The organism is Kribbella sp. NPDC050281, assembly GCF_040655855.1.
GTDB lineage: Bacteria > Actinomycetota > Actinomycetes > Propionibacteriales > Kribbellaceae > Kribbella.
This window is the reverse complement of sequence record NZ_JBFAKS010000056.1, coordinates 43602-54596: the sequence shown is the minus strand read 5'-3', so window position 1 is coordinate 54596 and position 10995 is coordinate 43602. Positions and strand designations below refer to the sequence as shown.

The following is a 10995-nucleotide window of genomic DNA, read 5'->3' as shown; positions in this document are numbered from 1 at the left end:
CCAACTAGCCCTACTCGCGCCCACCCCACCCCCCGCTCCACACCGCCCCCAAGCCGCGGCCCATCGCCCGGCTTGCGGGCGCCAGTGTCCCGAATCACGCGTGCTGCCGTGAATCCTGCCGGTGGCGTCCAGGACCGACTTCGCGGGGGCATTCCACACCACGGCATTGCGAGTGAACCCCGACACCGGCGCCAACCCGTCGTACTCCAAGCCACCGAATCAGGCGGCCCCCGTCTACCGCCGAACCGGCTTCCCCCCTGCAGCACCTACCAATGCTTCCTCCTCACCCGCCCCGGTCCAGTCATCGCCGCAGCGCCGCGACGCTACTGAGGAGACCGACGTGCTCCAGTGAACAGAGCACATCGTCCACGGTTTCCGGGGGTCTCTGCCGCGCGTCCGCCATCCGCTGCACCTGCGCGTAGACCGTCTGCCGGTTCAGGTCGATGAGGTCGACCACGAAGTCGTCAGCGCTCTTCGCCTCGACGTTCCAGGACGCCAACGCCGGCTCCGGAAAATCTTTGGTGTTGTCAGTGACAATCAGTTGGGCGTGAGCCTTGATCGCTGCGGCGAGAACGTGCCTGTCGTCGGAGTCGGGCAGGTCGACGATCTCGATCAATGGCTCGTAGTCCGTCACCAGCACATCGCGGATCGCCTTGTTCATCAGTTCCCGCGTGCGGTCCAGTTTGACCGGGTCCAGGTCGGGTCGGTTGAGCTTGAGGTTGCGAAAGGTCTCGTCGAGGATCCGGTCCGTCCACTTCGCCTGGACGAGACCAGCCTGAGCGACGCGGATCAGCAGGTCGCGCAGACTGCCGGGATAGAGGACGTTGGCGTCGTAGATGACGATGAAACGGCACGTCAGTACAGACCCATCTCCCGGTTGAGCTCGGTCAGCTCGTCGGCGGTTTCGCGGCGGCCCTGGTCGTCCTTGCGTCTGTAGTCCAGTAGAGAGTCGGCGCGCACTCGGCGGTGCTTCCCCACCTTGCGGTACTCGATCTGCCCGGTGTCCAGGAGACCGATGAGGAAGGGCCTGGAGACGTTCAGCAGGTTGGCGGCTTGCTGGGTCGTGAGCTCGGCATGGGCGGGGACGACTGAGACCGCCTGACCGGCGGCCATGTGGGCCAGCACTCGGGCCAACAACTCCATCGCGCTCCTCGGCACCGACAAGGTGTCGTCGGGATCGCCACCGACGGCCACGCGGATGTCCCGTTCCTCCGCATGATCGGCCAGGTAGCGCTTGACCCGCCGCATGGCGACGTCGGCAGTCCGCACCTCAGCGGCGTCCGGCCGCGCGGTAGCAAGCTCTGCGGAATTCATGACCACTCCTCCTGTGGACCGCTGGCACTCATCACCGGTCGACAAATGCAGTATCCGCAATAAACGCAGCAAACGCAACAGGTCGTCTCGTGGACCGACCGCGGCGGGGAGGACTAGCTCGTGCTGAGGGTTATTGGGCCGTGGAGGCCGGAGGTTTTTTGGGTGGGGAAGATGAAGTGGGTGGGGCTGGTGGCGTTCAGGTGGGGAGCGAGGGTGTTGAAGACTTCGATGGTGAGGGTGTGGGGGCCGGCGGGGGTGGCGGGCAGGTTGTAGGTGTAGGGGGTGCAGAAGCGGGTGCCTACGGAGACGCCGTCGAGGAAGACCTCGGCGGTGCCGCGGACACGGCCTAGGTCGAGTTGGAGATCGCGGGTCTCGCGGATGTGCAGCTCGCGGGTGTAGCGGACGCCGCCGGAGTACTCCGACAGGCCCTGGTCTTGCCAGTTGCCGAGGGACATGCGGCCGGGTCCGACGTGGGCTCGGATGGGTCCGGCGAGGGCGGCGCCGGCCTCGAAGCCTGGTTGGGTGAGGACAGTGAGCCAGCCGACGCGGGATCCGGCAGGTACGGCGACGTCCAGGTGGCCGGTGCCGGTGGGGACAGCGGCGGACGACTGGGCGGTGGGGTCGGTGGCGGACGGTTGGCCGGTGGTGGTGAGTTCGGTGCCGTCGACCATGAGGACTGCTTCGCCGACCACGTCGAGCTCGAGCCGGGTCGTGCCTGGTGGGAGGTCGAAGCGCAGGTGTTCGATGCGCTCCGAAGCCGACCGCGGTACGGCGAACGTCACTGGCTCGACCGCGGACGACTCGAGAGCAGCCGTCGGGGTGCCGTCGAGCCAGGAAGCGGCGGGCAACGGGTGCGGTCGGCGGGTCAGGTAGAGGTCGGCCAGGGCACGGTGTTGCGGCCGGCGCCGGACTGTTGGTACGACGGCATCCGCGACCTCAGCCTGCCAATCGTGGTCGCTGATGGCCAAGCCGTCGACGAGGATCGGGGTCGGCTGAGTGACCTCGACGGCGATCGTGTTGGCCCCCGGATGCAGTGCCGACGAAGCGTCGTACCGGCGGACTCGCGGCGTTGTGCGTTCGTACGGCATGAACCCGCCCTGGCGCCCGACCTCCGCGCCGTTGACGAAGAGCTTCGCTGAACCCCACGCGGTCAGCGTGAGCTCGGAGCACTCTCCCGGTACGACGGTTGTGGTGTAACGGATCGCGGTGCCGGGTTCCGGCGGCTCGTCGACAGCGATCCAATCAGGGCGGCGGTACGACGTCATGTCGCGGACGAGGGCGACATTCGCGCGGAGGTGGAGATCCACCTCGGGAGTCAGCCGGAGCTCGAGGTGATGTGGACCGGCGGCGAGGCTGACGGCGCCCGATGCGAAGTGACCGCCGAAGTCGCTGATCGGCACGAGGCTGCCGTCGATCAGGAGTTCCTTGGCCGCGGCGGCGCCGACAACGACCGTGGTCTCGAGGGCGTCCACCGTGAACGCGGCGGTGAAGGTCACGGTGTCGCCCGCGGATACGGTGCCGAAGTCGAGGAAGTCCTCGGGGACGTGGCCTTTCGGACCGAGCGCGTGATGGTGGATCGGGTCCTTGTGGATGCCGAGCCTCTCGGAGTACTCGATCGGCCGCCCGTCGATCAGGCCGTGGGGCCCGAACGTCGCGTGGGCCGGGCGCCAGTCGTCGGAGCCCTCGACACGGTGCTCGAGTGCCCACCGCTCGACCACGGAACCCGAGGACGGCGAGGCCGGCCAGGCGAAGTCGCCCCACCTGTTGTCGAGCGTCGGGATCAGCGCGACGTCCCAATCGCCCTCCAAGGTCTCTACCTCCCGCACCATCGGGACCTGGAGAGACGCCGATGGGTTGCCTGAGGCAAACACCAGCAGGGCCGCGGGACCGGCGTCGAATGGTACGACGACCTCGGTCAGGTCGCCGACAGTCTTGTAGGCAAGGGCTCGAGGCTCACCACCGAACGGATCCACAAGCAGCGGCGGTCCCGGCACGTCGCGAACCTGTACGACGACCTCGCGGCGATAGCGCCCAGGATCGAACGTGTAGCCGACACTGGCCCATTCATGACTGATCCCACGCCCAACCGGCGGTCCCGCGATCTCCGTGGCGCTCCATTCCGTCGGCGTGACGAACACGACCAACGAACCGTCGACCTCGCGAGCCAGCACCGGTGCGTCGGACTCGACCCGTCGCCGCAACCTCCCAAGCTCCTCGGGGACCTCGGCGGCCACGGAGACGAGTACGACGCCCTCCGGCAAGCCGGGCGGAACGGTGCCGACAGCAATCACCAACCCACCGGCAAGGACAAACTCGGAGAGTCGTCCCGCCACCTCGCCCTCGAGCACGATTGCCGCAGGCAACACCACTGCAGCGTAGGACTCGTCGGCAACGCACAACCGCGGATGGGCAGCGGCGCGTACCTCTGCGCCTGCCAACGATTCGTCGTCGATCACGTCGGCGTCGATCCGCGCCCGGTCGAGCACGCCGGGCACCGGCGAGAACCAGGTGGCGTCACCGATCAGCTCGCGATAGGTCTCCTGCGCACGCAGAGCAGCTGGCCCAGGACCGCTCAACGAGGTGTCGGATTGAGCCGTTGTCGTGGGAAAGAGCACAGCGACATCGCACACATGCCGCCCCAGCGACAGCGCGGCGCACAACCGCGTCACCGCATCGGCGAAGGACTTGTGATGGCGCCAGTACGGCTGGCGCCAATCCGTTGCCGGCGGCGCCCACTCCCACCACCCCGCGCGCGTCGTGTAGTAGACGGCGTGCGGGTTGTAGAGCGTCGCCCCGGTCCGCAACCACGGCAGCAACCAGTCGAACGTCTCCTCCAGCGTTCCGCCCCACCCGGTGGAGTGGAACGCCTCGATCCACGTCCGCGGCCGGTCGTACAGATGCGCCAACGACGAATGGATCCGCGCATCCCCGTGATGATCGGACCCCGGCGCACTGAACCACCGGTGCGTCCGCGCATAGTCGGCGTACAACTCCACGCCCTCGACCGGACGCCCGGCCCGCGCCGGATCCTGCTGGTCGCACCCGACGATCAGCCCGTGCTTCTCGTGCCACTCGTGCAGCGGCCGGAAGAACGCCTCCTCCGCGAGCGAAGACCGCAGCGCGTGGTAGTCGCGCCGTACGCGAGCACCATCCGGTACGTCGAGATCCCACACAGCAGCCAGATGGTCGCGAACGTCGTACCCGTAGCGCGCGACGAACCGTTCGGCGAAGTCGGCAGACCAGGTCGGCACGGACGGCAGTTCGTCCTGGAACGAGCCCACGACCACCTGGCCGAGGCGATCTCCCAACCGTCGTTCGAATTCCCCGTGCACCTGGTCGAGCAACGCGGCACACGCGGAAGGACTGAGGTAGTCGAATCCGTGGTCCGTCTCGTAGAACAAGGACAGGCGTGACTCCGAGGACGCCTCGCACTCGACAACGCCATCGACGACCGGCACAGGCTCCGAGCCGAGCACAGCCGCCAGAACGCGACCCCCGGCGGGGCAACGGAGTACCAACCGACCAGCGCCAGTCACGGTCAGCCGGTGCAGACGGCGACCCGCGAAGGCAGGCTGCCGAGCTACCAGTCGCGCCTGGATGTCCGCGCCGGAGAAGCCCAGCTGGTCGTAGAACCACAACGACACCCCGAGCTCCGAAGCGTCGTCGCAGACGCCGAGGAAGATCTCCCACCACCGCTCGGAGAAGAACGGCGGGTCGTCGGCGTCGCAGCCGTGGTCGGTCCCGGCCGGCGCCAGGTTCATGACGACGAGCTGGTACACGCCACCTTCGACGAACCGCTCCAGCTGCCAGCGCAACCGCGCCGGGTCCAGCGGTTCACCGCTCCACCACCACAGGGGCGCAGGTGAGAAGGCCCTGGGCGGATCGTTGAGGATCGACGCCAGGCGCTCGGGGAGAGCCACAGTTATCCCTTCAGACCACTGGAGAAGCCACGGATGACGTACCGCTGGAGGATCAGGAAGACGACCAGGATCGGCAGCGCCGCGAGGACAAGGCCGGCCGCGACGAGCCCGTAGTCGGAGGTGTATTCGTTGACGAAGGCAAAGACCCGCACAGGGACGGTCTCCCGGCCCGAGCCGCCCAGATACAGCAGCGGGGTGAAGAAGTCGTTCCAGATGTGTACGGCGTTCAGGATCAGCACGGTCCCGGTGATCGGCCGAAGCAGCGGGAAGATCACATGCGCGAACGCCTGCAGGTGCGAGGCCCCGTCGATCAACGCCGCATTGGTGTAGTCGGCCGGCAGCGAGCGGATGAACCCGGTGTACAGGAACACCGTGAACGGCAACTGGATGCCCGTGTAGAACAGGATCATGCCCTGGTACGTTCCGAGCAGACCCATGTCGTTGACCAGCTGATACAGCGGGATCATCCCGAGCTGGAACGGCAGGATGATGCCGACCAGGAACAGGATGTAGAGGCTGTAGCTGAGCCGCGTGACGGTCCGGGCCAGGAAGTACGCCGCCAGCGATCCGAGAACGATCAGCACGATCACACTGGCAACAGTGATCAACGTGCTGTGCAACAGCGCCGACCCGAGCGACGCGGACTGCCACGCCTCACCGAAACTGCCGACCGACGGCGGCGAAGGTAGTGACAACGGCTTGTTCGCGATCTGCTGCGGATCCTTGAACGCCAGCGTCACCAGAGCGTACACAGGGAAGAGGAATGCGATCGCCACCGCGACCATGACGATCTCGAGCACGAACGTGCGGGGACGATAGCCGGTCCTCATGCCGCCGTCTCCCTCGATCGCAGGTACCCGATCTGGATGAACGACACTGCCGCGACGAAGATCGCCAGGACCAGTGCGACGGCCGTGCTGTAGCCGAACTTCCCATACACGAAGGCCTGCTTGTACAGAACGGTCGACAACGTGTCCGTCGCGTACCCGGGGCCGCCGTTGGTCATCGCGATGATCTGGGTGAACAACGTCAGCCCGCCCACCGTCGACAGCATCACGTTGATCGTCACCGCCGGCGCGAGCAGCGGCCAGGTGATGTGCCGGAACCGCGCGACCGTCCCGGCACCATCCACCATCGCGGACTCGTGCAACTCCTGCGGTACGCCTTCCAGCCCGGCCAGGAAGATCACCATCGAGTACCCGGCGCATTGCCAGATCACCGTGAACGCGACCGACCAGATCGCGAGCGACGGGTTCCCGAGCCAGTCCTGCCGGAGGGCACCGAGCCCGATCGCGTTCAGGGCCGCGTTGAGGCCCGCGTCCGGCGCCGGGTTGTAGACGTACTTCCACAGGAACGACACCATCACCGGGCTGACCACGACCGGCGCGAAGAAGATCACCCGCAACGCCATCCGGCTCTTGATGTTCGTGTGGACGCCGAGGGCGAGCAGCAGGCCGATCCCGTTCTGTACGACGACGATCGCGATGGTCAGCAACAACGTGTTCCGCAACGCTCCCAGCGCCTGGTCGTCGTGCACCAACTGCTTGAAGTTGTCCACGCCCACGAACGACCGTGCCTCGCCGACGCCGGACCAGTCGGTGAACGCCGATCCCGCGCCGACGATGCTCGGGTAGAGCATCACCAGCGCGTAGACGACCAGTGCCGGCGCTGCGAACAACCACGGCGGCGCGACCCCGCCGCCCCGCCGCCGCGGTGGTTTCGAGGCCTCCCGTCGTACCGGCGCGACCGGCGGAGCGGTGACGGTCATGCGGTCTTCCGGTAGGCCTCGTCCATCTTCTTCAGCGCGCCCTGGACCGTCGTCTTGCCGCCGAGGAGTTCCTGGACGACGGCGAAGTGGGTCGGCTGGACCTCGGCGTTCGGCCAGCGCTGGTCCATGAACGGCACGGCCTTGTTGTCCTTCAGGTACGGCAGGAACGACGTCAGCACCGGGTCGACCTTCGCGTCGCCGTCGGAGTACAGCGGAACGCAGGCGACCGCCTGGGACCAGGCGCTCACGACCTCCGGCTGCCCGCAGTACTCGATGAACTTCTTCGCCTGCTCGGCCTTCTTGCTCTTCGCGCTGACCGCGATACCGACCACGATGCCGCCCGGGATCCAGTTGTCGGCCGCGACGTCGGTGGCCGGGAACGGGAACATGCCGAGGTCGTCCGGCGACGGCGACGCGTCCCGGAACGCCTGCAGCACCGCGGACACCTGCACGGCCATCGCGGCCTTGCCGGTGCCGACCATCGAGGTGGCCTGCTCGTACGTCGTCCCGTTCGGGTTGTCGTTGAAGAAGCCCTTCTTCTGCAACTCCAGGTACTTGTCCATCGCGTCGGCCCAGCCGGAGTCGCCGAACGACGCGTTGCCGGCGATCATCTTGTCGTCGAAGTCCGGGTTCTTCGCGTAGACCGTGCCGGGCACCAGCGCGTAGTCGATCAGCTGGGTGACCCACGGGGTCTGCGCACCGAGCGCGATCGGGACAATGCCCTTCTTCTTCAGCTTGTCGCAGACGGTCAGCAGCTCCGACCACGTCGTGGGCGGCTCGACGCCGGCGGCGGCGAACGCCTTCTTGTTGTAGATCGCGCCGAGCACGCTGGTGCCGGGCGAGAAGATGAACGTCTTGCCGTCCTGCTGGAAGGCGCCCTTGAACCCTTCCGGGATCTTCTGCGTCCAGGACTGGGCGCTGAGGTCGGTGAGCAGGTTCGCCTTGCTGAGCTGGACCATCGACATCGCACTGCCGTTGCCCGGGTAGACCGCGTGCATGTCGGGCGCGTTGCCGGCCGCGAGCTGGGCCCGGAGCGCGGTCTGCAACTGGTCGGCGGGCGAGAACGAGAGGTTGAAGTCGAAGCCGGCGTTCGCCTTCTTGTAGTCGTCGAGCGCCTTGCGCAGGCCGGCCTCCTGGCTGCCGGCGCCGATCACCTTCAGCTGCCCGCCGGACGACGACGAGCCGCCGCCGTTGCCTCCGCAGGCTGCCAGTGTCCCGACCGCGGCGGCGCCTCCCATCAGCTGCAGGACACGCCGCCGGCTGACGGTCTGATCGAGTGCCATGAGTTCCTCCTGAGCGAGGCGAGAACCGCCTTCGAAGTACCGCTGTGGGATGTGAAGTAATCGCGCATTCGTGTTACTTTTTTCACGCGGGACGCTACGGTCGCCCCGAAGGGGTGTCAAGGCCTCGTTGAAAGGATTCAGTCCGGGCCGGCGGGGAAACCGGATCACACGTTTTGGGTCCCTGCCCGGGTCGCCTGAGAAGATGAGGATGTGTCCGCGACCGCCTGCGCCCGACCGGTCAGCCCGCCGTACGCTCCGCGGCTGCCCGGACGCTGCAGCCTGCCCTCGAGCCGACCCTCCGGCAGCCTGCGGGTCCCGCCGTACGACGCCCTCCTCGACGCCACCGAGCAGGCGCGGAACCGCGGATCGGTGGGCCGGTGAAACGTCCGATTCTGGTCATCGTTCTGCTGCTGATCACGGTCCTCGGGGCGGCCGGCGGCTACTTCGCCGGCGATCGCTGGGACATCCCGGCGGCGACGGCGTCCGGTGATGCGGCCCCGCTCGGTCAGGTGACACCGGCCGGGCCGACCCCCTCCCAGACACCGTCCGATCCCCCGTTGCCGGTCAAGACTCCGGTGCCGAACACGATCCCGCCGCTCGAGACCGATCTGAGCTTCCGGCGGCGGACGTTCACGGTCTCACCGAAGGACTACCAGTCCGTGCAGATGGCGATCGACGTACCGGACGGCTGGCACTTCAAGACGGACCCGAAGCGTCCGGCCGAGGTCAAGTACCTCGATCCCCGCAACGAGCGGGGTGTACGGGTGGAGGCGAACCGCCCGCCGATCCCCACCAAGGACGCGCTGGACGGCCTCATCATCGACCTGAAGAAGAGCCTGCCGCCGCAGGACGACCTGCAGATCCAGTCCCAGACCACCGAGCAGATCGTGGGCGACGACGACCAGTCGCGGACGGTCTCGACGCTGGTCTACACCTACATCCCGACCGACACTCTGCGCTACGTCATCGTCCGCTGGGTCTCGACCAACGGTGACGACCTGGCCAACGTCGAGATGAGCATCACCGGCCTGCCCGACGACTCGGCCGCGCTGGAGGAGGTCCTGCTCCGGGCGACCCAGTCGGTTCGCGAGACCGGCTGAGCCGGTGCCATCGGAGGTGTGCTGCCCGGACGGGCAGCTTTTTCATGGAATCGTTACCGGGATGCCGCAACCTTGCGGCGGGCTGAAGTGTCATTGGAGTAGGGCTTCAAGTGGGAGGTGAGGCAGGCGTGGCTCGTCGCGGGACTGTTGGCGCCCTGCTGGGATCCGGGCTCGTGGTGATCACGGCGCTCGGAGGCGCGGGCGGATACGGGATCGGACTGCTGATCGGCGAGGCGCAGCCCGCGGTGGCGTCCGGCGCGGCGGCTCCGCTCGGGACCGCGACACCGACGCCCACGGCGCCGATGCGCACACCCAAGCCCGACAACAGGCCCGCGTTGCAGGCGGACGACCTCAGCTACAAGACCCGGTCGTTCATCGCGGAGCTTGTGGTCAAGTCCTACGTCAGCGCCCGGGTGCCGTACAACTGGCGGATCACCCGGCCCGATCCGCCGAACTACGCCCGGTTCACCGATCCGACCTCGAAGCGCTGGATCCGGATCGAGGCGGGCTTCACCATCAGCCGTCCCCCGGCGGCGTCGATGGCCGCGCGGATCAAGGACCTCGACGGGCTCGACAAGAGCCAGCTGCTGAAGATCGTTTCCCAGCAGGTCGAGGACGACCAGGCCACGCTTGCCTACACGTATCTTCCGCCGGAGTCGCAGTCATCCGAAGGGGTGATGCGGTACGTCATCGTCCGCTGGGTCGCCGACGACAGCGGCCTCTGTGCGATCGAGATGAGCTCGACCGGTCTCCCGCAGGACAAGGACGCGTTGCTGGACGTTCTCGACCACGCGTCGAAGAGCGTCGTACGCCGGGACACGCCCTAACCGAGCAGGTCAGCCAGAGCGTGCCGACCGGCATCCGTGAGGTCGACAGCTCGTTGGCGGGGCCGTCGGCGTACCCAGCCCTGTTCCAGCGTCGCGTTGGCGACCATCGCACCGAGGCGACCGGCCAGGTGATGCCGTTGCTCACTCCAGTCGACGCAGAACCTCAGCAACCGCCGGCCGGATGCCTTTTCCGACAGGTCGACACCCAGCTTGCCGAACACACCGGCAGCCGCAGGACCCAACGCGTACGGCCCATCCGGGAGCTGCTGCGCAAGCGGGTCCTCCGGCCGGCGGTCTGTGCCGGTCCCGCCGTCGGTCCGCACCAGTGCTTCTCGTCGTACCAAGCCTTCCAGCAGAGCAACACCTAGCCGACCGGCCAGGTGGTCGTAGCAGGTGCGCGCCTCGCGGAGGGCCGCGGCGCGCGTGCTCTGCCGGAGCGAGTTGATCGGCTGCGGCTTGGCGATGCGTGCCACGGCTTCCACCGCCGCGGCCACCTCGGGACCGGCGAGCCGGTAGTACCTGTGCCGCCCGGAGCGCTCCATCTCCAGCAAGCCTCCGTCCAGCAGCTTGTGGAGGTGTGAGCTGACCGTCTGCGGTGACACACCGGCCTCTGTCGCGAGCAGGGACGCGGGGAGCGCCCGGCCGTCCGCCAGCGCCATCAGCACCTTCGCGCGGGCCGGCTCAGCCAGCAGTGCGGCCGCGCGGGCCACATCCGCATCCCCGGTGAACTCCATGCCTCCATGCTCACACCGTCACACTTCGACGCAACCCGAAGTGATTCGG

The 10995-nt window shown here is 67.6% G+C and carries 10 protein-coding genes; 3 read left to right on the top strand and 7 right to left on the bottom strand.

Annotated features, from left to right (window positions below; translation table 11 throughout):
- Positions 1–301 precede the first annotated feature (301 nt).
- The 6 genes from AB0I34_RS39940 to AB0I34_RS39915 all read right to left on the bottom strand — a co-directional run bounded on the left by AB0I34_RS39940 (position 302) and on the right by AB0I34_RS39915 (position 8285).
- Complete coding sequence (locus AB0I34_RS39940; protein WP_360456422.1) at positions 302–838, bottom strand: PIN domain-containing protein; 537 nt, start codon at positions 836–838, stop codon at positions 302–304.
- 17 nt (positions 839–855) lie between these two features.
- On the bottom strand, positions 856–1314 hold the full coding sequence (locus AB0I34_RS39935; protein ID WP_360456413.1) for a helix-turn-helix domain-containing protein: 459 nt from the start codon (positions 1312–1314) through the stop codon (positions 856–858).
- Positions 1315–1427: 113 nt separating this feature from the next.
- Positions 1428–5234 (bottom strand): hypothetical protein, encoded by a 3807-nt coding sequence (locus tag AB0I34_RS39930; protein ID WP_360456410.1) that lies wholly within the window; start codon positions 5232–5234, stop codon positions 1428–1430.
- A 2-nt stretch (positions 5235–5236) separates the two neighbouring features.
- Positions 5237–6064: a carbohydrate ABC transporter permease gene (locus tag AB0I34_RS39925; protein WP_360456407.1), complete on the bottom strand. Its 828-nt coding sequence runs from the start codon at positions 6062–6064 to the stop codon at positions 5237–5239.
- Positions 6061–7002: a sugar ABC transporter permease gene (locus AB0I34_RS39920; protein ID WP_360456404.1), complete on the bottom strand. Its 942-nt coding sequence runs from the start codon at positions 7000–7002 to the stop codon at positions 6061–6063. The genes AB0I34_RS39925 and AB0I34_RS39920 overlap by 4 nt, the downstream gene beginning before the upstream one ends.
- Complete coding sequence (locus AB0I34_RS39915; RefSeq protein ID WP_360456401.1) at positions 6999–8285, bottom strand: extracellular solute-binding protein; 1287 nt, start codon at positions 8283–8285, stop codon at positions 6999–7001. The genes AB0I34_RS39920 and AB0I34_RS39915 overlap by 4 nt, the downstream gene beginning before the upstream one ends.
- Positions 8286–8495: 210 nt before the next feature.
- Here AB0I34_RS39915 and AB0I34_RS39910 point away from each other — a divergent pair, with 210 nt between their 5' ends.
- The 3 genes from AB0I34_RS39910 (at position 8496) to AB0I34_RS39900 (ending at position 10212) form a co-directional block, all read left to right on the top strand.
- Positions 8496–8666 (top strand): hypothetical protein, encoded by a 171-nt coding sequence (locus AB0I34_RS39910; protein ID WP_360456398.1) that lies wholly within the window; start codon positions 8496–8498, stop codon positions 8664–8666.
- On the top strand, positions 8663–9385 hold the full coding sequence (locus AB0I34_RS39905) for a hypothetical protein (RefSeq protein ID WP_360456395.1): 723 nt from the start codon (positions 8663–8665) through the stop codon (positions 9383–9385). Before AB0I34_RS39910 ends, AB0I34_RS39905 begins: the two co-directional genes overlap by 4 nt.
- A gap of 128 nt (positions 9386–9513) precedes the next feature.
- Positions 9514–10212 carry a hypothetical protein gene (locus tag AB0I34_RS39900; protein ID WP_360456392.1) on the top strand — a complete coding sequence of 233 codons (699 nt, stop codon included), beginning with the start codon at positions 9514–9516 and terminating at the stop codon, positions 10210–10212.
- Here AB0I34_RS39900 and AB0I34_RS39895 read toward each other — a convergent pair.
- Positions 10209–10946, bottom strand: coding sequence for a winged helix-turn-helix domain-containing protein (locus AB0I34_RS39895; RefSeq protein ID WP_360456389.1), 738 nt, complete (start codon positions 10944–10946; stop codon positions 10209–10211). The two genes, AB0I34_RS39900 and AB0I34_RS39895, sit on opposite strands and share 4 nt — an antisense overlap.
- Between the last annotated feature and the right edge of the window lie 49 nt (positions 10947–10995).